The following is a 24,718-nucleotide window of genomic DNA, read 5'->3' on the forward strand; positions in this document are numbered from 1 at the left end:
ACGGGCATCCTGGCCGACGTCACTGAGCGACGCGAGCGGTCCGCCCGATCGGGTGCTCGGACTCCACCGCCTCGGCCTCGGCCGGCCCCGGGTTCGACGGCGTCGGGAGCCAGCGCGCCCACCACCGCAGCACGTGCTCGAAGCGCGCCAGCCGGTGCCGCGGCCGGCCCGACCGGGACAGCTCGTGCCCCTCGCCCGGGAACAGCAGCAGCTCCGAGGGGACGCCGCGCCGCTTGAGCTCCACGTAGAGACGGGCCCCCTGCTCCACCGGGCAACGCCAGTCCTCCTCGGAGTGGACCACCAGCGTCGGGGTCGTGATGGCGCCGGCCCCGGCGAGCGCGCTCTGCGCGGCGATCCGGGTGGGGTCGATGCCCACGTACTGGTCGGGGAAGACCCAGCCGATGTCCGACGAGCCGACGAAGCTGACCGGGTCGAGGAACGCCCGCTCGCTGATCGCCGCGGCGAACCGGCTCGTGCGACCGATCAGCAGGGTGGTCAGGTAGCCGCCGTAGGAGCCGCCCAGGATCCCGACCCGCTCGGCGTCCAGCACCGGATCGGGGAGCGCCGCGTCGAGGAACGCGAGCACGTCGTCGGCGTCCACCGTGCCGAGCGCGCCGCGGATGGCGCGCCCGTGCGCCGCGCCGTAGCCGGAGGACCCGCGGGGATTGCACTGCACCACCGCGTACCCGGCCGAGACGAGCACCTGGGTCTCGTCGAACAGCGTCCAGCCGTACTGGGCGAACGGGCCGCCGTGGATCAGCAGCAGCACGGGGTGCGGCCCCGGCCCGGCCGGTGCGGTCACCCAGCCGTGCACCGGATAGCCGTCGGGCGCGGTGGCGGTGCGCTCGCGCATCCGGTGCACCCGGCCCGTGGCGCCCAGCGGACGGCCGAACGCGGTGAGCAGCCGGCGTCCGCCCCCGGCGAGCGCGATCAGCTCGCCGGCCGAGCGGTCGTGCGCCACGGTGGCGACGACGACGCCTCCCCCGGCCGCGATGCCGCGCACGGTGAACCGGCCGTCGACCAGCACCTCCGGCGCCGCGCCGTCCAGCGGGACGCGCAGCAGCTCGACCGCTCCCCGCCGTTGGATCCCCACGAGCACGGCGTCGCCGGCCAGCACGGTCCCGGGGGTCTCGTCGCCCCGGTGATCGTGCTCGGGGTCCAGCAGCGGCTGCAGCGCGCCGTCCGGGTCGACGCGGCACGGCACCGCCTGCCGGGCGACGAAGTCGACGCCCTCGGGGCCCAGATCGGGGACGGCGGTCACGACCAGCGTGCCGTCGGGGCAGTACACCGGAGCGGCGCAGTCGCCGCGCGTGGCGGTCACCCGGCGCAGGCCGCTGCCGTCGACGCCGATCTCGTACACGTCGCGCACCAGGTCGCGGTCGGCGCGCGGGTGCCGGGCGGAGACGAACGCGAGCGCGCCGCCGTCGGCCCGCCAGGTGGCGTCCGCGCAGTCGGCGTCCCCCGAGGTGAGCTGCACCGGTTCGGGCAGCGGGGCCGCGCCGTCGTGCAGCGCCGGCGGCAGGTCGAGGACGAAGACCTGGCGCCGGCGGTCGGCCACGAACCCGACGCCGTCCTCCCGGTACCGCAGCGTCGTGATCAGCCGCGGTGGCTCGGCCTCGGGCCCGGTCCCCTCGACCGTGCCGTACCGGCCGGGTTCGGGGACGCGGGCGACGTAGGCCAGCCGCCGGGAGTCGGGCGACCAGACCGGCACCCACGTTCCCAGCGGGTGATCGGTCAGCCTGCGCGGCTCGCCCCCGGCGGTGGCCAGCAGCCAGATCTGCGGCTTGCCGCCCCGCTCCGCGCCCAGGTAGGCCAGCCACCGGCCGTCCGGGGAGAACGCCGGGGCGCTGTCCCGGTGACCGGCGCTGATCGGCCGGGCCGGTGCCGAGCCGTCGGTGGGGACCGCCCAGAGCTGGCCGCGGTACTCGTCGGCCTCGAGGTCGAGCCGCTCCACCGCGACGACCGCCATCCGGCCGTCCGGCGAGACGGTGGGCACGCCCGGGGTGCGCAGCAGCGCGAGGTCGTCAGGGCGCATGACCCTCGACGCTAGTCCGTGCCGGCCGCGCGCTCCGCCGTACCCTCCCCGCGGACGCCGGGCGCCTCAGGACGGGATCCGCGCCGAGCGGATCGTGCTCACCAGCGCCAGGCTGCCGAGCAGCGGCAGCGCCGCGAGCAGCAACAGGCTGCGGTCCACGCCCAGGACCTCGCCCACTCCCCCGACGACGGCGGAGCCCACACCGCCGCCGACGAGGAACACGAGCGTGGCAATGCCGAGCGCCACGCCCCGGACGTCGGCCGGGACGGCGTCGCCCACGGCGGCCATGAGGGCCGGTTGCCCGAGGCCGAAGGCCAGCGTCACGAGCACGACCGCCGTCACCAGGATCGCCGCCGAGCCGCGCGCGGCCCCCAGCGCGGCGACGGCGAGGGCCACTGCGGCGGTGACGTCGGAGACGACGAGCGACCGGGCCGGCCCGAGGCGCGCGAGCAGCGGCCCGGCCAGTCGCGGCGCGAGGAAGCCGGTGACGGCGCTGGGCACCAGCGCCAGGCCCACCTCGAGCGGCGTCCACCCGCGCAGCGCGAGGACGGCGGGGACGGCGATCAACAGCGCGAACCAGGCCGCCGGCACCGCCGAGGCGGCCAGCGCGCTGCGGACGACGACGGGCTCGCGGACGACGCGGCGCGGCAGGAAGCCCTCCGGCCGGCGGCGCACCCAGGCCGCGACCGCGGGGACGCCGAGGACCAGCAGCAGGGCACCTGCCGTCGCCACGACGACGCCCGAGGCCGGCGACTGGACGAGCAGCACCAGCCCCGCCGCCGTTCCGGCCACGAGGACGGCGCCCAGGATGTCGAGCCGAGCGCCGGTGCCCTGGGTCGGCAGGGCCCGCCACAGCGCGGGGACGACCAGGAGCCCGAGCGCGGGGAGCGCCACGACCGCCCGCCAGCCGACCAGGTCGGCGACCAGGCCGCCCGCCAGCGGCCCGAGCGCGCTCACGGCGGCCGCCGTGCCGGCGACCTGCCCGAGGGCGGTGGTCCGGACGGCGCCGTCGTAGCGCGCGCTGACGATGGCCATGCCGAGCACGGGCACCGCGGCCGCGCCCATGCCCTGCAGTACCCGGGCGGCGAGGAGCACCTCGATGCTCGGCGCCAGGCAGCCGAGGACCGCGCTGCCGGCCATGAGGCCCACGCCGATGAGGAGGGGCAGGCGGATGCCCGCCAGGTCGGCGGCACGGCCGTAGACGGCGGTGGCCACCGCCAGCATCAGCGCGTAGAGGCTGATGACCCAGGAGACGCCGCCGGTGGTGAGGTCGAGGTCGGCCGCGATCGCCGGGAGTGTGACAGCGACGGCCGCGCTGCCCATCCCCGCCAGGCCGAAGAGCAGCCCCACGAGGGCGGCGACCCGGCCCGCGTCCGTCCGGTCACCCACGAGGACGGATCAACGCGCCGGCCCGGGCGCCTGTTCCGCCGGAGCTCACCTGCGGGTGCGGTCCTCGTCCGGCTCGTCGGCGATGCGGGCCTCCGCCTTGGCGGCCGCCTCGGGTCCACCGGTGGCCACGGACTGCGCCGTCTCCTGGTCGATGTCCGGGGGCCCGGGGGTGGCGATCTGACCGCGGGTCTTCAGCAGGCTGGCCACCGTCGCGATGATCAGCACGCCGAGGATGATCGACAGCGAGAGCCAGATGGGGATCTCGGGGATGCTCTCGATCGGCTCGCGCTCGCCGGCGAAGGGCAGCTGGTTCTCGTGGATCGCTTCCATGATCAGCTTCACGCCGATGAAGGCCAGGATGACCGCGAGGCCGAGCGACAGGTAGACCAGCCGCTTCAGCAGGCCACCGAGCAGGAAGTACAGCTGGCGCAGGCCCATGAGCGCGAAGACGTTGGCCGTGAAGACGATGAACGGCTCCCGCGTCAGACCGAAGATCGCCGGGATGCTGTCCAGCGCGAAGATCAGGTCCGTCGTGCCGAGCGCCAGGATGACCACGATCATCGGCGTCCACATCTTCTTGCCGTTCTCCGTCACCCGGATCTTGGCGCCGTGGTAGTCCTGGGTGATCGGGAGGATCTTGCGCATCCGCCGGATGAAGGCGTTCTCCTCGTAGTCCTCGTCGTCGTCGCGGTGCCGGACGAGGTTGAACGCCGTGTAGATCAGGAAGACGCCGAAGATGTAGAAGACCCACACGAACCGCTCGATGACCACGGCACCCAGCAGGATGAAGATCCCGCGCAGGACCAGGGCGATGATGATGCCGATCATCAGCGCTTCCTGCTGGAACTTCCGCGGCACCTGGAAGCGGGCCATGATGATCACGAAGACGAAGAGGTTGTCGACCGACAGCGAGTACTCGGTCAGCCAACCGGCGTAGAACTCCGTGGCGTACGTGGTGTTCGTGAACGCCAGCATGAGCACGCCGAAGAGCAGCGCCAGCGAGATGTAGAAGCTCACCCAGAGGCCGGCCTCCTTGATGGAGGGCTCGTGCGGGCGGCGGGCGACGATGGCGAGATCCGCGAGCAGCAGGACCGTGAGCCCCACGAACGTCGCGACCTCGAACCAGACGGGCAGTTCCATGCGGGGAGTTCCTCCGGGGACAGGCGTCGGCACCGGAGGTCTCTCCCACCGCCGGCTCGACGCCGACGACCGGCAGCACCGGAGACCGTGGGATCTCGTGTTGACGACGCTGCCGCGGGGGGATACTCCCCTCCATCGTGCGACCCCGTCACCGCGCAGGCGTCACCGCCTGCGGGCCCCGGGGCACGTGGCGCTCACCGTACCCCGGGGCCGCGGCACCCACCTCCGGGCCGGGGACGACGGCGCGCCGCCCCGACCCGCGTCAGGCGGTCAGGACGAGGTCCCCCTGCGGGAGGCCGTCCGGTCCGCTCCGTGCCCGTCCACCCCGCGGCCCAGCGGGTCCCCGTCCGGGCGGCCGAGGCGGACCTGGGGGTCGGCACCCCCGGGCCGCTCCTCGGCAGCGAGCCCGACCGGCGGCTGCGGTGCGGCGTCGGGATGCGTCGGGGCGTGCTCCGCCCGATCGCGCCGGCTCTTCGCCAGGCTCAGCACCGTCGTCACCACGAGCGTGACCAGGATGACGCTCAGCGACAGCCAGGTCGGGATCTCGGGGATCAGCGTGATGTGCTCACCGCCGTTGAGGAACGGCAGCTCGTTGGTGTGGAGGGCGTGGATGACCAGCTTGATCCCGATGAAGCCGAGGATGACCGCGAGCCCGTAGGCGAGGTACACCAGCCGGTCGAGCAGACCGTCGATGAGGAAGAACAGCTGACGCAGCCCCAGCAGGGAGAAGGCGTTGGCGGCGAAGACCAGGTAGGTCTCCTGGGTGAGGCCGAAGATGGCCGGGATCGAGTCGACCGCGAAGATGATGTCCGCGGTGCCGATGGCGATGAGCGCGATCGCCAGCGGGGTCAGGTAGCGCTTGCCCTGCAGCTTCGTCGTCAGCCGGTCGGAGTGGTACTCGTCGGTCGTGCGCAGCCGCTTGCGGGCGAACCGCAGGACGGCGTTCTCCTGGTAGTCCTCGTCGTCGGAGTGCCCGCCGCTGCGCGCCTGCACCCACGCGGTCCAGATCAGGATGCCGCCGAACAGGTAGAAGACCCAGCTGAAGTTCGCGATCGCGGCGGCGCCCACGACGATGAAGACGGTGCGCAGCGCCAGCGCGAAGGCGATGCCGAACAGCAGCACCTTCTGCTGCAGCTCCCGTGGCACCCCGAAGCTCGCCATGATGATGACGAAGACGAACAGGTTGTCGACCGACAGGCTCTTCTCGGTGATGTAGCCGGCGAAGTACTCACCGCCGAACGTGGGGCCGGAGAAGATCCAGACCAGGATGCCGAAGATGACGGCGAGCGCGACGTAGACCGCCGACCAGATGGCTGATTCGCGGAGGGTCGGTGCATGCGGGGTGCGCACGTGGCCGAAGAAGTCGAACGCGAGCATGCCCACGATCAGGCCGACGGTGAGCGCCCACACCCAGAAGGGGACGTCCAAGAGATATTCCTCCGATGACTGGCGATGCGTCAGTACCGGAGGTCTCTCCCACCGCCACCCGAGGTGGCGGCCGGCGGGCCGGGGGTCATGGAACCCCGTACTGACGACCTCGCCGTGCGGGGATACTCCCCTCCACGGATGCGCTCAGCGAGCGCATCCATCGCGGGGCAGAACGTGCCACTCCGGTGCCGGGTTCCCGGAACCGCGTCCCTGTGACGCACATCGCACCCCGATGGCGGCCGGGACGCCGCTCAGGCTCCGGTCGCCGAGCTGAAGGCCGTGCGGGCACGCGCGAGCATCCGGTCGCGCTCGGCGCCGCGCAGGTAGCCGGCGGCGATCTGCTCCTCCAGCGCGGCGCCGAAGCGGGCCAGGTAGCCGTCGACGTCGCCGTACCGCTCGTGCAGCTCGTCGGCGGTGAACGGCTGCCAGCCGCCCCAGTTGCCGCACACGTCGGTGATGGAGGACGTGCCCACGGGCCCGAGCGCCACGGGTACGGGCCGACCCAGCGGGACCACGGCATCGGGGAACCGCACCCCACCGAGCGGCTGCGCCGTGTCGTCGTCGACCGCGGGGACGAGCAGCTCCACGCCGGGCAGGGCGTTCACGTCGGCGGTCGGCGCGGGGACGACCAGATCGAACACGGCGGAGGCGGGTAGGCCCGGCGCTCCGGTGGCCGCGGGGCTCCGGAGGACGTCGGCGAGGCGGGCGACGAGCGTCCGGAGATAGGGGTCGTAGGCGATCGGGTTCCGCGGCACCTCCACGCCGCCGTTGCAGCCGAGCGCGCCGAACACGAGCGCATCGGGATAGCCCGGTCCGGCGTGCGGAGCCGGCCAGTCGTACCGGTGGACGCCGGCGGCCCGGTCCGCGCCCGCGGTGACGCTCGCTCGCAGCCGGTAGTAGTCGGTGTAGGTGGCCACGTCGACGTACAGCGGGTCGGCGTCCCCACGGGTGAGGACCTGCTCGTAGGTCAGCGGCACGCCGTTCTCGAGGAGGTAGGGCCGCTGCTGCTCCACCCCCGCCAGCTCGTTGATGGCCAGCCAGTTGCCGGTGCCGGAGACGGCCAGGGCTGCGGCGTAGACCCGGCTCCCCGACCGCGGGTCCACGTTGAAGCCCTCGGCGACGAACGTGGTCACGAACCAGGCGCTCTGGCTGATCCCGGCGAGCATCGCGGCGCCGAACCGCGGCAGCGTCCCGGTGCCGCCGGTGTCCGGCGCCTCCGCCGCGCCGGTCAGGAGCCGGCCGAAGTCGCGGACCACCACCTCACCCAGTCCCTGGGCGGAGGCCGGCACGCCGGCGGCGATGCCGGCCTCCCACTGCACGCGGGCGTAGCCGAGGTCCTGCTCGGCGAGGAAGCCGATGCCCCGACCCGGCGGGTACACCGCGCCCGTCGGGGTGCTGTCGGCGGTGACGAGGGACAGCTGCTCCAGGGCGAGCAGCGTCGCCGGGCGCCCCCGGTTCTCCATGTCGACGAGGACCAGGTCGCCGGCGCCGCCGGGCGCGAGGATCTCGAACTCCACGCGGTAGGAGTGCCGGCCGTGCTCGTCGGTGGGGAGCGCGGCCAGGCCGGCGACCGGCTCATGCGGGTCGACGACGCCGTGCAGCGTGCCGCTGGTGCGCTGCCACGCCCGGTCGCCCAGCTGCACCGTGCTCGTCGTGGCCTCGACGCGGGTGACCGCTGACCGGAGCCGCTCCGCCGGTTCGTCGTCCGGGACGCTTCCGGCCGGGCGGGGGCCGGGCGTAAGAGTCATGCGGACGGGCTCCCGGTCAGGCGTGCGCGGCGTCGAACTGGCGGAGTTCCTTCTTGAGCTCGGTCAGCTCGTCGCGCAGCCGCGCCGCGACCTCGAACTGCAGCTCCCGCGCGGCGGCGAGCATCTGGTCGTTCATGGTCTGGATCATGTCGGCCAGCTCCGCTCGGGGCAGACCCTGCACGTCGATCGACCCGGCCTTCGCCTTGGCCTTCGAGGACAGGCCGGGCACCGGGGACTTCCCGCGCGACTGCTGCCGCCCGGACCCGCCCAGCAACTCGGTGGCCGCCTCGGCGTCCTCGGCCGCCTTGTAGATGCCGTCGAGGATGTCGACGATCTTCTTGCGCAGCGGCTGGGGGTCCACGCCGTGCGCGGTGTTGTAGGCGATCTGCTTCTCGCGCCGTCGGTTGGTCTCGTCGATGGCCTGAGCCATGGACGGTGTGATCTTGTCGGCGTACATGTGCACCTGGCCGGAGACGTTGCGCGCCGCGCGGCCGATCGTCTGGATGAGGGACTTGCCCGAGCGCAGGAAGCCCTCCTTGTCGGCGTCGAGGATCGCCACCAGCGACACCTCGGGCAGGTCCAGGCCCTCGCGCAGCAGGTTGATGCCGACCAGCACGTCGTACTCGCCCTGCCGGAGCTCGCGCAACAGCTCGACCCGGCGCAGGGTGTCGACCTCGGAGTGCAGGTACCGCACCTTGATGCCCAGCTCGAGCAGGTAGTCGGTGAGGTCCTCGGACATCTTCTTGGTCAGCGTGGTGACCAGGATGCGCTCGTCCTTCTCCGTGCGGAGGCGGATCTCGTGCACCAGGTCGTCGATCTGGCCCTTGGTCGGCTTGACCACGACCTCGGGGTCGATCAGGCCGGTCGGGCGGATGACCTGCTCGACGACGTCGCCCTGGACCTTGCCGAGCTCGTAGTCCCCGGGCGTCGCCGAGAGGTAGACCGACTGCTTGATCCGGTCGGTGAACTCCTCCCACTTGAGCGGGCGGTTGTCCATCGCCGACGGCAGCCGGAAACCGTGCTCCACCAGCGTGCGCTTGCGGCTCATGTCGCCCTCGTACATGCCGCCGATCTGCGGCACGGTCACGTGCGACTCGTCGACCACCAGCAGGAAGTCGTCCGGGAAGTAGTCGATCAGACAGGCGCCGGCGCTGCCCGGAGCGCGGCCGTCGATGTGCCGCGAGTAGTTCTCGATGCCGGAGCAGAAGCCGACCTGGCGCATCATCTCGATGTCGTAGGTCGTGCGCATGCGCAGCCGCTGGGCCTCGAGCAGCTTGCCCTGCCGCTCCATGACGGCCAGCTGCTGCTCGAGCTCGGCCTCGATGCCGCGGATGGCCCGCTCCATGCGGTCGGGCCCGGCGACGTAGTGGCTGGCCGGGAAGACGAACAGCTCCTCGACCTCGCGGACGACCTCGCCGGTCAGCGGGTGCAGGTAGTAGAGCCGCTCGACCTCGTCGCCGAACATCTCGATGCGGACGGCGAGCTCCTCGTACACCGGGAAGACCTCGATCGTGTCCCCCCGCACCCGGAACGTGCCGCGGGTGAAGGAGAGGTCGTTGCGGGTGTACTGCTCGGTGACCAGGGTGCGCAGCAGCTCGTCGCGGTCCCGCTCCTCCCCCAGCTTGATCTTCAGCGCGCGCTCGACGTACTCCTGGGGCGTGCCCAGGCCGTAGATGCAGGAGACGGTCGAGACCACGACGACGTCGCGCCGGGTGAGCAGGCTGTTGGTCGCCGAGTGCCGGAGCCGCTCGACCTCCTCGTTGATCGAGGAGTCCTTCTCGATGTAGGTGTCCGTCTGGGGGACGTAGGCCTCGGGCTGGTAGTAGTCGTAGTAGGAGACGAAGTACTCGACGGCGGCGTCGGGCAGCAGTTCCTTGAACTCGTTGGCCAGCTGGGCCGCGAGCGTCTTGTTCGGGGCCATCACCAGCGTCGGGCGCTGGACCTGCTCGATCAGCCAGGCGGTGGTCGCCGACTTGCCGGTGCCGGTGGCCCCGAGGAGAACCGTGTCCTGCGCACCGGAGTTGACCCGCTCGGCGAGGGCCTTGATGGCGGCCGGCTGGTCGCCCGCGGGCTCGAACTCGCTGACGACGCGGAAGCGGCCCTGCGTGGGCCTGAGGTCGGTGGTCGTGCGCACGGGGACGACGGTACGACGGGGGTACGACAGAACGGCGGGTCGCGCGGCCGCGACGTCGTGCGCGGACCACCGGCAGCCCCGTCCGAACCGGACGCAACGGTCCCGTCACAGGTACTTGCGGCAGCGAGCGACGTCGCCCTAGCGTCCTGCCTCGCAGGGGCGCCCCCGGGCCAGCGCCACCCGGATCTGCCGGGCGAGGTCGGTCCGCCGCTCCGCGCACGGCGCCCCCGCGGCTCGGCCGCGGGGGCGCCGTCGTGCCTTCCGAGGGCCGCCAGGGTCACATCGTTCCCAGGTGTGCGGGCGCACTTCCGGGGGCATCGCCGTACGGTCGCCCCGTCCCGGCCTCCTCCCGCCCCATGGAGAGAGGTCCAGCCCCCTGCGCGGGGCAAGCAGCAGGAGGAACCAGTCCATGACCCAGGTATGGCCCGGCAGTGCCTATCCCCTCGGGGCCACGTACGACGGCACCGGCACCAACTTCGCGATCTTCAGCGAGGTGGCCGAGAAGGTCGAGCTCTGCCTCTTCGACGACGAGGGCAACGAGGAGCGGATCCGGCTCCCCGAGATGGACGGCTACGTCTGGCACGCGTTCCTCCCCGGGGTCCACGCCGGTCAGAAGTACGGGTTCCGGGTCCACGGCCCGCACGACCCGGCCCAGGGGCTGCGCTGCAACCCCAACAAGCTGCTGCTCGACCCGTACGCGAAGGCGATCGACGGCCAGATCGACTGGGACCAGTCGGTGTTCGGCTACGACTTCGAGACCAAGGAGCGCAACGACGACGACTCCGCGGCCCACATGCCGAAGTCCGTCGTCGTCAGCCCCTTCTTCGACTGGGGCGTGGACCGCCCGCCGAGGACCCCCTACAACAAGACGGTCATCTACGAGGCCCACGTGAAGGGCCTGACGATGACCAACCCGCGCATCCCCGAAGAGCTGCGGGGCACCTACGCCGGCGTCGCGCACCCGGCGACGATCGAGCACCTCACCGACCTGGGCATCACGGCGATCGAGCTGCTGCCCGTGCACCAGTTCGTGCAGGACGACACCCTCGAGCAGAAGGGCCTGCGCAACTACTGGGGCTACAACTCGATCGGCTTCTTCGCGCCGCACAACGAGTACGCCAGCGACACCACCTCGGGACAGCAGGTCCAGGAGTTCAAGGCGATGGTGCGGGCGCTGCACGAGGCCGGCATCGAGGTGATCCTCGACGTCGTCTACAACCACACCGCCGAGGGCAACCACATGGGCCCGACGCTGTCCTTCCGCGGCATCGACAACCGCACGTACTACAAGCTCGTCGAGGGCGACGAGCAGTTCTACATGGACTACACCGGCACCGGGAACACGCTGAACGTCCGGACGCCGCAGTCGCTGCAGCTGATCATGGACTCGCTGCGCTACTGGGTCACCGAGATGCACGTCGACGGCTTCCGCTTCGACCTCGCCTCCGCGCTCGCCCGCGAGCTGCACGCCGTCGACCGGCTGGCGACGTTCTTCGACCTCGTCCACCAGGACCCGGTCGTCAGCCAGGTGAAGCTGATCGCCGAGCCGTGGGACGTCGGCGAGGGCGGCTACCAGGTCGGCAACTTCCCGGCGCTGTGGACCGAGTGGAACGGGAAGTACCGCGACACCGTCCGCGACTTCTGGCGCGGCGAGGGCGGCACGATGGGCGAGTTCGCCGACCGCATCTCCGGCTCGTCGGACCTGTACCAGCACTCCGGCCGCCGACCGATGGCCAGCATCAACTTCGTCACCGCGCACGACGGCTTCACGCTCAACGACCTCGTCTCCTACAACGAGAAGCACAACGAGGCCAACGGCGAGGGCAACAACGACGGCGAGAGCCACAACCGCAGCTGGAACCACGGCGTCGAGGGCCCGACCGACGACCCGGAGATCCTGCAGCTGCGCGCCCAGCAGCGGCGCAACTTCATCACCACGATGATGCTGAGCCAGGGCGTGCCGATGCTCCTGCACGGCGACGAGCTCGGCCGTTCCCAGGGCGGCAACAACAACGGCTACTGCCAGGACTCCGAACTCACCTGGATCGACTGGGAGAACGTCGACGAGGGCCTGCTCGAGTTCACCAAGAAGGTCACCAAGCTGCGCTGCGACCACCCCACGTTCCGCCGGCGCCGGTTCTTCCACGGCCGGCCGGTCCGCCGGGGGCTGGGCGACCCGGTGCCCGACATCGCCTGGCTCACCCCGGCCGGCGAGCAGATGGCCGACGAGGACTGGGACGCCGCCTACGCCAAGTCGATGGCGGTCTACCTCAACGGCGTCGGCATCCGCGAGACCGACGAGCGCGGCGAGTACGTCAAGGACGACCACTTCTACCTGGCGTTCAACGCCTCCTCCGAGGCGATCGAGTACACGCTGCCCAGCGACGACTACTCCCGCGTGTGGACGACGGTCCTCGACACCGCGGAGATGCACGAGGTCGAGCCGGTGGAGGTCAAGCCGGGCGAGACCGTGACGGTCCAGGGCCGCTCGATCGTCGTCCTCACCGGGCCCGCGGAGTGACGGCGCCGGACCAGGGCTCGGGCGGTGAGCGCCGCCGGGGCGTCCCTGCCGCGACCTACCGGCTGCAGGTGCACGCCGCGTTCGGTCTGGACGACGCCGCGGAGGTCGCGGGCTACCTGGCCGACCTCGGCGTCACGCACGCGTACAGCTCGCCGCTGCTGCGGTCGGCCGAGGGCAGCACCCACGGCTACGACACCGTCGACCACGCGCACATCGACGAGGCGCGCGGCGGACGGGCCGGGTTCGACCGGTTCGTCGCCGCGCTCCACGAGCACGGCCTCGGGCTCGTGCTCGACCTCGTGCCCAACCACATGGGCGTCGACGACCCCTCGGCCGCGCCCTGGTGGTGGGATGTGCTCCAGCACGGGCAGCAGAGCCCCCACGCGGCCGCGTTCGACATCGACTGGGAGTTCGGCGGCGGCAAGGTCCGCATCCCGGTCCTGGGATCCGGCGACGACGTCGAGAAGCTGGAAGTGGTGGACGGCGAGCTCCGCTACTACGACAACCACTTCCCGATCGCCCCGGGCACGGAGCGGGGCACCCCGCAGGAGGTGCACGCCCGCCAGCACTACGAGCTCGTCGACTGGCGCCGCGCGGACTCCGACCTGAACTACCGGCGGTTCTTCGCGATCAACACCCTGGCCGGCCTGCGGGTGGAGGACCCGGCGGTCTTCGACGCCACCCACGACCTCGTCCTGCAGCTTGTCCGCGACGGCGCGGTCGACGGGCTGCGGATCGACCACCCGGACGGGCTCGCCGACCCGAAGGCATACCTCGAACGACTAGCCCGGCTGTCCGGAAACCGCTGGACGGTCGTGGAGAAGATCCTGGAGCCCGGCGAGGAGCTGCCCGAGGGCTGGGCGACGGCGGGGACGACGGGCTACGACGCGCTGAGCGAGGTCGACCGGGTGCTCGTCGACCCGGCCGGGGAGCCGGCGCTGACCGCGCTGGACACCGAGCTCACCGGCCGCCCGGTCGACTACGCGGAGCTCGTGCACCGGTGCAAGCGCGAGGTCACCGACGGCATGCTCGGCTCGGAGGTGGCCCGGCTGGTCCGCGTCATCGGGGAGCTGCCCGGCATCGACGCGGAGCAGCAGACCGAGGCGCTGGCCGAGCTGCTGGCGACCTTCGGCGTCTACCGCAGCTACCTCCCCGACGGCCGGAACCACCTGGACGACGCGGTGACCGCCGTCCGGACCCGACGGCCGGACCTCGTGCGGGCGGTCGACGCCCTGCACTCGGTGCTCTCCTCGGCCGGCTCGGAAGCGGCGACCCGCTTCGAGCAGACCAGCGGCCCGGTGATGGCCAAGGGCGTCGAGGACAGCGCCTACTACCGGTGGTCGCGCTTCGTCGCGCTCAACGAGGTCGGCGGCGACCCCGCGCACTTCGGCGGCACGGTCGCCGGGTTCCACGCCGCCCAGGCCCACCGGCTGACGGTCAAGCCGCAGGCGATGACCACCCTGTCCACGCACGACACCAAGCGCAGCGAGGACGTGCGGGCCCGCCTGGCCGTGCTCGCCGAGCTGCCCTCGGAGTGGTCGCAGCTCGTCCGCGGCTGGCTGGCCCGCCACCCGCTGGCCGACCGGTCGCTGGCCCACCTGGTGTGGCAGAACCTGATCGGCGCGTGGCCGCTGTCCCGGGAGCGGGCGCACGCCTACGTCGAGAAGGCCGCGCGCGAGGCCGGCACCTCCACCACCTGGACCGACCCGTCGCAGGAGTTCGAGGAGCAGCTGCACGCGCTGGTCGACGCCGCCTTCGACGACCCCACGACGACGGCGGAGATCGAGGCTTTCGTCGCCCGGATCGCGCCGCTGGGTCGGTCGAACTCGCTGACGCAGAAGCTGCTGCAGCTGACGATGCCCGGCGTCCCGGACGTCTACCAGGGCACCGAGCTGTACGACTTCTCCCTCGTGGACCCGGACAACCGCCGTCCCGTCGACTATGCGCTGCGGCGCCGGCTGCTGGCCGACCTCGACCGCGGCACGGTGCCGGCGGTCGACGGGACCGGTGCGGCGAAGCTGCTGGTGACCTCGCGGGTGCTGCGGGCACGGCGGGACAGCCCGGAGATGTTCAGCGGCTACGCCCCTCTGGAGGTGACCGGGTCGGCCGCCGACTCCGTGATCGCCTACGACCGCGGCAGCGCAGACTCCGACGGCGTCGTCGTGGTCGCGACCCGGCTGCCGGCCCGGCTGGCGGAGACCGGGTGGGGCGACACGGCGCTGCAGCTCCCCAACGGGGCGTGGCGCGACCTGCTCACCGGCGAGCGCTTCGTGTCCGACGTCGCCGGCATCGCCGCCGACACGCTCCTCGCCCGGCTGCCGGTGGCCCTGCTCGTCCGCGCCTGACCTCCCTCGCCGAGATCCCGGGATCCCGGCCGTTCACCCCCGGTGAGCTGCCGGGATACCGGGATCTCGCCACGGAGCGCACGGGGCATGGTCTGATGCGGCATGCACATCGACGCGCTCTACCGATTCCCGGTGAAGTCCATGCTCGGCGAGCAGGTGGAGCGTGCCTCGCTGACCGGCCGGGGCCTCCTGGGCGACCGGGCCTACGCGCTCGTCGACCGGGCCGACGGCACGGTCGCCAGCGCCAAGCACCCCCGGAAGTGGGGCGCGCTGCTCGACCTGTCGGCCCGCTTCGTCAGCGAGCCCGTTCCCGGGGCGGCCCCGCCCCCCGTGCTGATCACCATGCCCGACGGGACGGAGCTCAGCAGCGAGGCCGCCGGCACCGACGCGGCGCTCTCCGACCTGGTCGGCCGTCCCGTGCGGCTGACCAGCGAGGTACCGGCGGGCAGCCGGTTCGAGGAGCAGTGGCCGGCCATCGAGGGCCTGGCGCCGGCGGAGTTCATCGAGGGGACGACGCACTCGTTCGAGGGCGAGGAGCCGGTCAGCGCCATCGACCTCGGGCAGATGGCCCCGCCCGGCACCTTCTTCGACCTCGCCGCGCTGCACCTGCTGACCCGCGCGACGCTCGACCAGCTGACCGAGCTCGGCGACGGCAGCGACTTCGACGCGCTGCGGTACCGCCCCAACGTCCTCGTCGGTGGCACGGAGCCGGGCTTCGCCGAGGACGACTGGGTCGGTCGCGGCGTCTGCCTCGGTGACTCCGCCCGCGCCGGCGTCAGGATGCTCACGATGCGCTGCGTCATGACGACCCTCGCCCAGGGCGACCTGCCCGAGGACCGCGGCACCCTGCGCACCGTCGCCCGGCACCACCGCCGCGAGATCCCGGGGCTCGGGACGTGGGCCTGCGCTGGGGTCTACGCCGACATCACCGGCGAGGGAATCGTGCACACCGGGGACCCGGTCACCTTCGTCTGACACCGGGGCCACATCGGCGATCCGGTCGCGCGCAGCCGACCTATGCGGCGAGCGGCGGGGGCGCGTCCCCCGGGCGCCAGCCGTCCCACGGCGCCCACCAGCGCACGCCCGCGTCCAGCCGCCGGGCGACGGCGGCGGCCTCCGCCCGGATGCGGTCGCGCTCGGCCGCGGAGATCCGGCCGGTGGCCAGCATGCGATCGGGGTCGTCCACGTCCTTCCACTCCCAGGAGCGGCCATCCGTTGGGCACACGATGTCGATGCCGAGGTCGGCCGTCTCGAAGGCGCCGTTCCCGCCCGACGCGACGTGCCGGACGACCGGCTCCTGGAAGTTGACGTACCAGTGCGTGACGACGCCGTGCAGGTCGAAGAACTTCCACGCCGCATGTGCGTCGCCCTCCCGCTGGAGTTGCAGCACCGAGCTGCCCGTCCAGGCCCGGTTCGGGTTCGCCTGCCACGGGTGCGTGCCGAACGGGTGGGGGAAGAACGTGAAGGGCGAGCCCGGCTCGAGCAGGACGGCCAGGCAGTCCTGGCCGTCACGCACGACGGTGACCGGGTGCTCCATCCACGGGAGCCCGTGCAACACCTCTCGGCGCAGGACGGTGCTCCCGGCCCGGAAGCACCGCGGCGCCGGCGCTGCCGCATCCGCCATGCACGGAGGCTAGCCGCGGCTCCCGCCGTCGAGCGCGCCTTTCGCGCACCGGTCGTCCCCTCGGCAGCGCGGGCAGCAGTAGGTTTCCGCAGGTGAAGGCAGCGGTGCGCACCCGGTACGGACCTCCCGACGTCGTCCACGTCGACGAGGTGCCGACGCCGGAGCCCGGCCCCGCGGAGCTGCTCGTCCGCGTGCACGCGACGACGGTGAACCGGACGGACTGCGCGTACCGGAGCGGCACCCCGTTCGTGATCCGCTTCGGTACCGGGTTCCCCGCCCCCCGCACCGCGGTCCTCGGAACGGAGTTCGCCGGGGTGGTGGAACGGGTCGGAGCCGAGGTCACGGAGTTCGCCACCGGTGACCGCGTGTTCGGCTACGTCGAGGGGCGCTTCGGCGCGCACGCCGAGCACATCACCGTGCCCGAGCGCGGATCGGTGGCGGTCGTGCCGCCAGGGATCGGCTTCACGGAGGCCGCCGCGGCGACCGAGGGAGCCCACTACGCCCTGGCGATGGCCCGCGTGGCCAGGACACGACCGGGTCAGCGCGTGCTGGTCCTGGGCGCGAGCGGCGGCATCGGCTCGGCAGCCGTGCAACTCCTGATGGCCGGCGGCGTCACGGTCACCGCCGCGACCCGCGGCGCCCTCGACCGGGTGGCCGGGCTCGGCGCGGACCGCGTGGTCGAGGCGGCGGCGGACGCCGTCCCGGACGACGGCACGCGCTACGACGCCGTCTTCGACGCGGTCGGGAAGAGCTCGTTCGGCCGGTACCGCTCCCGGCTCACCCGACGCGGGATCTACACCTCCTCCGAGCTCGGGCCGAAGGGGCAGAACATCCCGCTGTCGGTGCTGTCACCGCTGTCCCCCGGCCGCCGGGTCCGGTTCCCCTTCCCGCTCCACGACCAGGCGATGATCAGGCGCCTCGCCGGCCTGCTGGCCGACGGCCGGCTGCGCTCGCTGATCGACCGGCACTACCCGCTGGACCGGATCGTCGAGGCGTACCGGTACGTGGAATCGGGGCAGAAGATCGGCAACGTCGTCGTCGACGTCGTGCCCTGACCCACCCGTCGGGAGCGGGGTTGACCCGCCGCGTGCCGGGCATGATCCCGGCTGGCCTTCCCGGCCCGCCCACCACCCGCTACCTCGTACCGCCCCGGAGGCCCCCGCATGTCCGCACCCGTCGAGTTCGCCGTCTGGGCACCGCTGCCGGAGCGGGTGCGCGTCCAGGTCGACGGCACCGTGCACGACATGGCCCGCGACGACGACGGGTGGTGGCGCGCCGAGGTCGACGCCTCACCGGAGTCCGACTACGGCTACCTCCTCGACGCCAACGACACGCCCCGCCCCGACCCGCGGTCGCGGCGGCAGCCTCAGGGCGTGCACGGGCTCTCCCGGCGGTACGAGCCGGGCTCCTACGAGTGGGGCGACGGCGCCTGGACCGGGCGCCCGCTGGCCGGCGGCGTCGTCTACGAGATGCACGTCGGCACGTTCACGCCGGAGGGCACGCTCGACGCGGCGATCGGCCGGCTCGGCCACCTGGTCCGCCTGGGCGTGGACTTCGTCGAACTGCTGCCGGTGAACGGGTTCAACGGCACGCACAACTGGGGCTACGACGGCGTGCTCTGGTACGCGGTGCAGGAGGAGTACGGCGGCCCGGCGGCCTACCAGCGCTTCGTCGACGCCTGCCACCAGCAGGGCCTCGGCGTCGTCCAGGACGTCGTCTACAACCACCTGGGCCCGTCCGGGAACTACCTGCCCGAGTTCTTCCCCGTGAACGCCTCGGGCGCCAACACCTGGGGCAACTCGATCAACCTGGACGGTCCGGAGTCCGACGAGGTGCGCCGCTACGTCATCGACAACGCGCTCATGTGGCTGCGGGACATGCACGTCGACGGGCTGCGCCTGGACGCCGTCCACGCGCTGGTCGACGAGCGGGCCACCCACGTGCTCGAGGAGATGGCGCAGGAGGTGGACAAGCTGTCCGTCGCCGTCGGCCGGCCGCTCACCCTCATCGCCGAGAGCGACCTGAACGACCCGCGCATGGTCACCCCGCGCGTCGCCGGCGGCATCGGCCTGACCGCCCAGTGGAGCGACGACTTCCACCACTCGCTGCACTCGACGCTGACCGGCGAGGGCCAGGGCTACTACGCCGACTTCGCCGATGCGGGGATCGCGGGACTGGCGAAGGTGCTCACCGGCGCCTTCTTCCACGACGGCGCCTGGTCCAGCTTCCGGCGCCGGCACCACGGCCGCCCGGTCGACACCGCGACGCTCCCCGGCTGGAAGTTCCTGGCCTACCTGCAGGACCACGACCAGATCGGCAACCGCGCCGTCGGGGACCGGATCTCGGCCACCCTCTCCCCCGCGCAGCTCGCCATCGGCGCCACCCTCGTGCTCACCAGCCCCTTCACCCCGATGCTGTTCATGGGCGAGGAGTGGGGCGCGAGCACCCCGTGGCAGTTCTTCACCAGCCACCCCGAGCCGGAGCTGGGCCGGGCCACGGCCGAGGGCCGGATCGGGGAGTTCGCCGAGCACGGGTGGGACGCCGACGTCGTGCCCGACCCGCAGGACCCGGAGACGTTCACCCGGTCCAAGCTCGACTGGTCGGAGCTCTCGCGCGAACCGCACGAGCGGCTGCTCGCCGTCCACCGGTCGCTACTGGCGCTGCGCCGGGCGCACCCCGACCTGCTCGATCCCGACCTGACCGCGGTCGAGGTCGACTGGGACGACGCCGACCGCTGGCTGGCCGTGCACCGGGGCTCGCTGCGGGTGGTGGTCAACCTGGCCGACGAACCGCGGGAGATCGACCTGGACCGGTCCGCCGACGAGGTCCTGTTCGCCACCGCCGAGCTGCCGGCGATCGACGGGAGCACCGTGACCCTGCCACCGGAGAGCGCCGCCGTGCTCAGCACCCGCTGACGATGCGCCGCCTGCTGCCCTCCCCCGGACAGGACGACGGAGACCTGGACGACGCGGCGCTGGCCGATGCCTACCGGCTCCCGGCCGGCCGGTCGCTGCGGATGGACTTCGTCGCCGCGCTGGACGGCGCGGTCAGCGTGGACGGGCGCAGCGCCGGCCTGGGCTCCCCCGGCGACAAGCGGGTGTTCCGCACGCTGCGGGCGCTGGCCGACGTCGTCCTGGTCGGCGCCGGCACCGCGACCGTCGAGGGGTACCGGCCGGTCGCCCCCGACTCCCCCGTCGGCCGGCTGCGCGCGGAGCTCGGCCGGCCGGCGGAGCTGCCGATCGCCGTCGTCACCCGCCGCGCCTCGCTGGATCCCGCGTCGGCACTGGCTGCGGACCGGTCCACGCTGATTCTCACCTGCGGCGCGGCGGACGCCGACCGGCGCGCCGCGCTGGCCGCCGCCGGCGCGACCGTGCTCCTCTGCGGCGACGACGACGTCGACCTGCCGGCGGCCGTGGCGGCGCTGGGCGACCGAGGCCTGCAGCAGGTGACGTGCGAGGGTGGGCCGCAGCTGCTGCGCGCGGCGCTCACCGCCGGGCTCGTCGACGAGCTCGACCTCACGATCGCGCCCGCGCTGGTCGGTGCGGCGCACCGGCTGCTGCCCGACGCCCTGCCTGCGCCGGCCGGCCTGGAGCTGCGGCAGGTGCTGGAGGAGGACGGCGTGCTGTTCACCCGCTACGGCGTGACCGTCGCCCACGACTGAGGCCCGCACCACCGGGCGACGAGGAGCAGGCATGGCAGCGCTGGACCGGGACACCGTCGCCGGGCGGCTCGTGGGCTTCCCGCGGGTGCCGGCGGACCGGCCCGACCTCAAGCAGGCGGCCGTCGCGCTCTGCGTGACCGAGCAGGACGGCGTCCCGACCCTCGTGATCACCCGCCGCGCCGCCGGCCTGCGCGCGCACGCCGGTCAGTGGGCGCTGCCCGGCGGACGCCTCGACCCCGGCGAGGGCCCGGTGGAGGGCGCGCTGCGCGAACTGCACGAGGAGATCGGCTTGGACCTCGGCCGGCCGGCCGTGCTCGGGCTGCTCGACGACTACGTGACGCGCTCGGGCTACGTGATGACGCCGGTGGTCTGCTGGGCCGGCGCGGTCGACGGCTTCGCCGGGTCGGAGCCGGAGGTGGCCGCGGTCTTCGAGGTGCCGCTCGCCGACCTCGACGTCGACCCGGTCTTCGAGGCCATCCCCGAGTCCGCGGCGCCCGTGATCCGCCTGCCGCTGCTGGGCGGGTACGTGCACGCCCCCACCGCCGCGGTCGTCCACCAGTTCATCCGGATCGCCTGCCGCGGCGAGGTGCAGCGGGTGGCGCACTACGAGCAGCCGGTCTTCGCCTGGCGCTGAGCGTGCGGGCCGGGATGCGGTACCCGCGGACCATGATCGGCTGCTTGACTGACCGGCATGGACCTGCCGCTGAACCCGCCGGTCAAGCCGATGCTGGCCAAGGCCGCGACGAAGCTCCCCACCGGCGAGGGGCTCTTCTACGAGCCCAAGTGGGACGGCTTCCGCTGCATCGTCTTCCGGGACGGCGACGAGGTGGAGCTGGGCAGCCGCAACGAGCGCCCGCTCACGCGCTACTTCCCCGAGGTGGTGGAGGCGGTCAAGGCGCACCTGCCCGAGCGCTGCGTCGTCGACGGCGAGATCGTCGTGCCCGCCGGCGACCGCCTGCGCTTCGAGGCACTGCTCCAGCGGATCCACCCGGCCGAGTCCCGCGTCCGGCTGCTGGCCGAGCAGACGCCGGCCTCCTTCGTCGCCTTCGACCTGCTCGCGCTGGGCGACGAGTCGCTGGTCGACCGGCCCTTCGCCGAGCGTCGCCAGCGGCTGCAGGAGGCCCTGGCCGGCACCCGGCCGCCGGTCTACCTCACCGCGATCACCGAGGACGCCGACACCGCGCAGCGCTGGTTCGACACCTTCGAGGGCGCCGGTCTCGACGGCGTCGTCGCCAAGCAGGCCGAGCTGCCCTACGGCCCGGACCAGCGGCTGATGACCAAGGTCAAGCACGTGCGCACCGCCGACTGCGTGGTCGCCGGGTTCCGCTGGCACAAGAGCGGCCCGATCGTCGGCTCGCTGTTGCTCGGGCTCTACGACGACGGCGTCCTCCAACACATCGGCGTCGCGGCCTCCTTCCCGATGAAGCGGCGGGCCGAGCTCGTGGAGGAGCTGGCGCCCTACCGGGCCGAGGCGCTGGACGGTCACCCGTGGCAGGACTGGGCCAACGCGCAGGTTCCCCAGGGGGAGGACGGAGCGGACGGCATGGGGACTCGCATGCCCGGTGCGGTCAGCCGGTGGAACGCGAAGAAGGATCTGTCCTGGGTGCCGCTGCGTCCGGAGCTCGTCGTGGAGATCAAGTACGACCAGCTCGAGGGCCGTCGGCTTCGTCACACCGGGCATTTCCTGCGGTGGCGGCCGGACCGCGAGCCGCTCAGCTGCACCTACGACCAGCTCGAGGTGCCGGTGCGCTACGACCTGGCGGAGGTGCTGGAGACGCCCTGACCGGGTGATCCCCGCCTCTCCCGCCCATGATCGTCTGCACGGGCGCCGGAGGCCTCCTAGGCTCGTGATCATGCGTCTGCACCGCGGCCGGCGTGCCGTCGTCCCCAGCCTGCTCGCCGCGCTGACCCTCCTGGCGGCCGGGTGCACCTCCGACGGGGGCTCCGACGACGAGGCCGCGCCGGCGACGAGCACCGCGCCGACCGAACCCACCGCGGAGCCGATCGAGTGGACCGACTGCAACGAGCCGCTGCAGCCGCTGGTCGCCGGCCGGCCCGGCAGCGAGCGCGGGCTGTCCTTCGAGTGCGGGCAGATCGAGGTGCCGATCAGCTACGAGGAGCCGGGCGGTGAGCGCCTGCCGCTGACCCTCGTCCGGGCCGTGCACCCCGGCCAGACCGACCGCATCGGTTCGCTGCTGGTCAACCCCGGCGGCCCGGGTGGCTCCGGCGTGGACGCCGCGATCGGGCTGGCGCTCACCCTCCCCGAGGACGTGCTGCGCCGGTTCGACCTGGTGGGCTTCGACCCCCGCGGAGTCGCCCTGTCCTCCCCCGTCGAGTGCATCCCCGACGAGACGAAGGACCGGCTGGTCGCCTCCGAGCCCCAGCCGACGAGCGACGAGCAGCTGGACGACGTCTTCGCCCTGGCGCGCGAGGTGGCCGAGGTCTGCGCCGAGCGCTACGAGTCCCCGGCGGCCCTGGGCGCGTTCAACACCGTCGACACCGCCCGCGACATGGACCTGATCCGCGAGGCCCTCGGCGAGGAGAAGCTGAACTACCTCGGCTACTCCTACGGCACGACGCTGGGCTCCACCTACGCCGAGCTCTTCCCCGACCGGGTCCGCGCCATGGTGCTCGACGCCGCCGTCGACCCCGACGGCGACCTGATCGCCGACGCCGAGGCGCGAGCGGTCGGGTTCGAGGCCGGGTTCGATGCCTTCGCGCAGAACTGCACGTCGCTGATCGCCGGCTGCCCCCTCGGCCCGGACCCGCGCCGGTTCGTGGAGGAGGTCATGCTCCAGGCGTCCCAGAGTCCCATCCCGAGCAGCGAGGAGGGCGAGACGCGGCAGGCCACGCCGGGCGTCGTCCTCACCGCCGTGCAGGCCGCCCTCTACGACACCCGGACGTGGCCGCAGCTGTCCCAGTCGCTGGCCGCCGCCCGCAACGGCGACTCCGCCGGTCTCTTCTCGCTGGCCGACAGCTTCTCGGGCCGGCTGGAGGACGGCACGTACTCCAACCTCCTCGACGCCAACATCGCCATCAACTGCGCCGACACCGAGGAGGAGATCGGCACCGACGAGGTGCGGGCCCTGGCCGCCGAGTGGGACGCGACGTACCCGCTGTTCGGCGCCGGCGCGGCCGCCGGGCTCTACACCTGCACCCCGTGGGAGGCCGAGCGCACCCCGCTCCCCGAGCGCGACGCCGACGGCAGCGCGCCGATCCTCGTCATCGGCACCGCCGGTGACCCGGTGACGCCGCTGCCCGGTGCCGTGGACCTCGCCGAGGACCTGACCGCCGGCGTGCTGCTGACCTGGCAGGGCCAGGGGCACACCGCCTATCCCAAGAACCAGTGCGTCAACGACGCGGTCAACGCCTACCTCATCGATCTGGTGGTTCCGCTGGACGGCCTCACCTGCCCTGCGTGACACTCGGCGCCCGGCCGGGGAGAGACTCCGGACCAGGGGGGATGGCACGCGGATGGCGAGCAGCAAGAACGCGGTGATCCTCGACGTGGCGGGGCACGAAGTGCGCGTCTCCAACCCGGAGAAGCCGTACTTCGCGGAGAAGGGCATCCGCAAGATCGACGTCGTCGAGTACTTCATCGCCGTCGGAGAGGGCATCCTGTTCGCGCTGAAGGACCGGCCGACGACGCTGGAACGCTGGCCGGGCGGGGTGTTCGAGGGCGCCCGCCTCTCCACCCGCGTGGACAACACCGGCGACGCGTTCTACCAGAAGCGGGTGCCGAAGAACGCACCCGAGTGGGTGCCGACGGCGCACATCACCTTCCCCAGCGGGCGGACCGCCGACGAGATCGCGCCCGACTCGGTGGCCGTCGTCGCGTGGTGCGCCAACCTGGGCACGCTCACCTTCCACCCCTGGCCGGTGGACCGGACCGACGTCGAGTCGCCGAACCAGATCCGCATCGACCTCGACCCCCAGCCGGGCACCGACTTCTCCGACGCCGTGTGGGTGGCGCCGCACGTGCGCGAGCTGCTGCACGAGTTCGGCATGGAGGGCTGGCCGAAGACCTCGGGCGGCCGCGGGGTGCACATCTACGTGCCCATCCAGCCCCGGTGGACCTTCACCGACGTGCGCCGGGCGGTCATCGCCTTCGGCCGCGAGCTGGAACGCCGCCTGCCGGACCGCGTGACGATGTCGTGGTGGAAGGAGGAGCGCGGCGAGAAGATTTTCATCGACTACAACCAGATGGCCCGTGACCGCACGATCGCCTCTGCCTACTCCATCCGGCCCAAGCCGCACGCCCCCGTCTCGGCGCCGGTCGACTGGGACGAGCTGCCCGACGTCTCCCCGTTCGACTTCGACGTGCTGACCATGCCCGACCGGTTCCGGACCGTCGGTGACAGGCACGCCGGGCTGGCCGAGCACGCCTTCGGCATCGAGCCGCTGCTGGAGCTCGCCGAGCGCCAGGCCACGGACGACGGCATGGGCGACCTGCCCTATCCGCCGGACTACCCGAAGATGCCAGGCGAGCCGATGCGCGTGCAGCCGAGTCGCGCCAAGCGTCCTACCAGCGAGGATGCGGTCGAGTGACAGGGCGGAGCTCCTAGCTGTCGCGACCACGGACGTTGTTGACAGTCGGCGTGGTGGCTTGATCACGAAGGAGACCTCCGGAAGGAGTGGCGATGTCTGACGTCGCTTTTCCCAACCGGAGGTCTCCGTGGCCCACGCTAACGCC

At 72.7% G+C, this 24,718-nt stretch carries 17 protein-coding genes; 10 read left to right on the forward strand and 7 right to left on the reverse strand.

What is annotated here, in order from left to right; translation table 11 throughout:
- Nucleotides 1–19: 19 nt before the first annotated feature.
- The 6 genes from RM425_RS18150 to uvrB form a co-directional block, all read right to left on the reverse strand.
- Nucleotides 20–2,035, reverse strand: coding sequence for a S9 family peptidase (locus RM425_RS18150; protein ID WP_311346624.1), 2,016 nt, complete (start codon nt 2,033–2,035; stop codon nt 20–22).
- A gap of 66 nt (nt 2,036–2,101) precedes the next feature.
- A complete protein-coding gene (locus tag RM425_RS18155) occupies nt 2,102–3,424 on the reverse strand; it encodes an MFS transporter (RefSeq protein WP_311346625.1) in 1,323 nt (440 codons plus the stop codon).
- Nucleotides 3,425–3,469: 45 nt separating this feature from the next.
- A complete protein-coding gene (locus tag RM425_RS18160) occupies nt 3,470–4,564 on the reverse strand; it encodes a TerC family protein (RefSeq protein ID WP_311346626.1) in 1,095 nt (364 codons plus the stop codon).
- A gap of 270 nt (nt 4,565–4,834) precedes the next feature.
- Nucleotides 4,835–5,992 (reverse strand): TerC family protein, encoded by a 1,158-nt coding sequence (locus RM425_RS18165; protein ID WP_311346627.1) that lies wholly within the window; start codon nt 5,990–5,992, stop codon nt 4,835–4,837.
- A 251-nt stretch (nt 5,993–6,243) separates the two neighbouring features.
- Nucleotides 6,244–7,740 carry an alpha/beta hydrolase domain-containing protein gene (locus RM425_RS18170; protein WP_311346628.1) on the reverse strand — a complete coding sequence of 499 codons (1,497 nt, stop codon included), beginning with the start codon at nt 7,738–7,740 and terminating at the stop codon, nt 6,244–6,246.
- A gap of 16 nt (nt 7,741–7,756) precedes the next feature.
- Nucleotides 7,757–9,874, reverse strand: a complete 2,118-nt coding sequence (gene uvrB / locus RM425_RS18175) for an excinuclease ABC subunit UvrB (protein WP_311346629.1) — start codon at nt 9,872–9,874, stop codon at nt 7,757–7,759.
- A gap of 409 nt (nt 9,875–10,283) precedes the next feature.
- Between uvrB and glgX the strand changes: the two genes are divergently transcribed.
- The 3 genes from glgX (at nt 10,284) to RM425_RS18190 (ending at nt 15,715) form a co-directional block, all read left to right on the forward strand.
- Nucleotides 10,284–12,395 (forward strand): glycogen debranching protein GlgX, encoded by a 2,112-nt coding sequence (gene glgX / locus RM425_RS18180; protein ID WP_311346630.1) that lies wholly within the window; start codon nt 10,284–10,286, stop codon nt 12,393–12,395.
- Nucleotides 12,392–14,740, forward strand: a complete 2,349-nt coding sequence (gene treY / locus RM425_RS18185) for a malto-oligosyltrehalose synthase (protein WP_311346631.1) — start codon at nt 12,392–12,394, stop codon at nt 14,738–14,740. Before glgX ends, treY begins: the two co-directional genes overlap by 4 nt.
- A gap of 102 nt (nt 14,741–14,842) precedes the next feature.
- On the forward strand, nt 14,843–15,715 hold the full coding sequence (locus RM425_RS18190) for an MOSC domain-containing protein (protein WP_311346632.1): 873 nt from the start codon (nt 14,843–14,845) through the stop codon (nt 15,713–15,715).
- Between the two features lie 40 nt (nt 15,716–15,755).
- On the opposite strand, the gene RM425_RS18195 is transcribed toward RM425_RS18190, so the two are convergent.
- The gene (locus tag RM425_RS18195) at nt 15,756–16,364 is read right to left on the reverse strand and encodes a DUF402 domain-containing protein (RefSeq protein WP_311346633.1); all 609 of its coding nucleotides are present in this window, start codon (nt 16,362–16,364) and stop codon (nt 15,756–15,758) included.
- A gap of 92 nt (nt 16,365–16,456) precedes the next feature.
- Between RM425_RS18195 and RM425_RS18200 the strand changes: the two genes are divergently transcribed.
- The 7 genes from RM425_RS18200 to RM425_RS18230 all read left to right on the forward strand — a co-directional run bounded on the left by RM425_RS18200 (nt 16,457) and on the right by RM425_RS18230 (nt 24,573).
- Nucleotides 16,457–17,419 carry an NAD(P)-dependent alcohol dehydrogenase gene (locus RM425_RS18200; protein WP_311346634.1) on the forward strand — a complete coding sequence of 321 codons (963 nt, stop codon included), beginning with the start codon at nt 16,457–16,459 and terminating at the stop codon, nt 17,417–17,419.
- Nucleotides 17,420–17,527: 108 nt separating this feature from the next.
- On the forward strand, nt 17,528–19,279 hold the full coding sequence (gene treZ, locus RM425_RS18205; RefSeq protein WP_311346635.1) for a malto-oligosyltrehalose trehalohydrolase: 1,752 nt from the start codon (nt 17,528–17,530) through the stop codon (nt 19,277–19,279).
- 2 nt (nt 19,280–19,281) lie between these two features.
- Nucleotides 19,282–20,025, forward strand: a complete 744-nt coding sequence (locus RM425_RS18210) for a dihydrofolate reductase family protein (RefSeq protein ID WP_311346636.1) — start codon at nt 19,282–19,284, stop codon at nt 20,023–20,025.
- Nucleotides 20,026–20,056: 31 nt separating this feature from the next.
- Nucleotides 20,057–20,659, forward strand: coding sequence for an NUDIX hydrolase (locus RM425_RS18215; RefSeq protein WP_311346637.1), 603 nt, complete (start codon nt 20,057–20,059; stop codon nt 20,657–20,659).
- 57 nt (nt 20,660–20,716) lie between these two features.
- A complete protein-coding gene (locus tag RM425_RS18220) occupies nt 20,717–21,808 on the forward strand; it encodes an ATP-dependent DNA ligase (RefSeq protein WP_311346638.1) in 1,092 nt (363 codons plus the stop codon).
- 70 nt (nt 21,809–21,878) lie between these two features.
- A complete protein-coding gene (locus tag RM425_RS18225) occupies nt 21,879–23,447 on the forward strand; it encodes an alpha/beta hydrolase (RefSeq protein WP_311346639.1) in 1,569 nt (522 codons plus the stop codon).
- A 52-nt stretch (nt 23,448–23,499) separates the two neighbouring features.
- Nucleotides 23,500–24,573, forward strand: a complete 1,074-nt coding sequence (locus RM425_RS18230) for a DNA polymerase domain-containing protein (protein WP_311346640.1) — start codon at nt 23,500–23,502, stop codon at nt 24,571–24,573.
- The last annotated feature ends 145 nt before the right edge of the window (nt 24,574–24,718 follow it).

Source organism: Blastococcus goldschmidtiae, assembly GCF_031845325.1.
Taxonomy (GTDB): Bacteria; Actinomycetota; Actinomycetes; order Mycobacteriales; family Geodermatophilaceae; genus Blastococcus; species Blastococcus goldschmidtiae.

Excerpts from the sequence above, each read along its gene's own strand:
- RM425_RS18160 (WP_311346626.1), bottom strand. The coding sequence starts at position 4,564 with ATGGAACTGCCCGTCTGGTTCGAGGTCGCGACGTTCGTGGGGCTCACG.
- RM425_RS18210 (WP_311346636.1), top strand. The coding sequence starts at position 19,282 with ATGCGCCGCCTGCTGCCCTCCCCCGGACAGGACGACGGAGACCTGGAC.
- RM425_RS18230 (WP_311346640.1), top strand. The coding sequence starts at position 23,500 with ATGGCGAGCAGCAAGAACGCGGTGATCCTCGACGTGGCGGGGCACGAA.
- treZ (WP_311346635.1), top strand. The coding sequence starts at position 17,528 with ATGTCCGCACCCGTCGAGTTCGCCGTCTGGGCACCGCTGCCGGAGCGG.
- RM425_RS18150 (WP_311346624.1), bottom strand. The coding sequence starts at position 2,035 with ATGCGCCCTGACGACCTCGCGCTGCTGCGCACCCCGGGCGTGCCCACC.
- RM425_RS18170 (WP_311346628.1), bottom strand. The coding sequence starts at position 7,740 with ATGACTCTTACGCCCGGCCCCCGCCCGGCCGGAAGCGTCCCGGACGAC.
- RM425_RS18215 (WP_311346637.1), top strand. The coding sequence starts at position 20,057 with ATGGCAGCGCTGGACCGGGACACCGTCGCCGGGCGGCTCGTGGGCTTC.
- RM425_RS18195 (WP_311346633.1), bottom strand. The coding sequence starts at position 16,364 with ATGGCGGATGCGGCAGCGCCGGCGCCGCGGTGCTTCCGGGCCGGGAGC.
- RM425_RS18190 (WP_311346632.1), top strand. The coding sequence starts at position 14,843 with ATGCACATCGACGCGCTCTACCGATTCCCGGTGAAGTCCATGCTCGGC.
- RM425_RS18225 (WP_311346639.1), top strand. The coding sequence starts at position 21,879 with ATGCGTCTGCACCGCGGCCGGCGTGCCGTCGTCCCCAGCCTGCTCGCC.
- RM425_RS18220 (WP_311346638.1), top strand. The coding sequence starts at position 20,717 with ATGGACCTGCCGCTGAACCCGCCGGTCAAGCCGATGCTGGCCAAGGCC.
- glgX (WP_311346630.1), top strand. The coding sequence starts at position 10,284 with ATGACCCAGGTATGGCCCGGCAGTGCCTATCCCCTCGGGGCCACGTAC.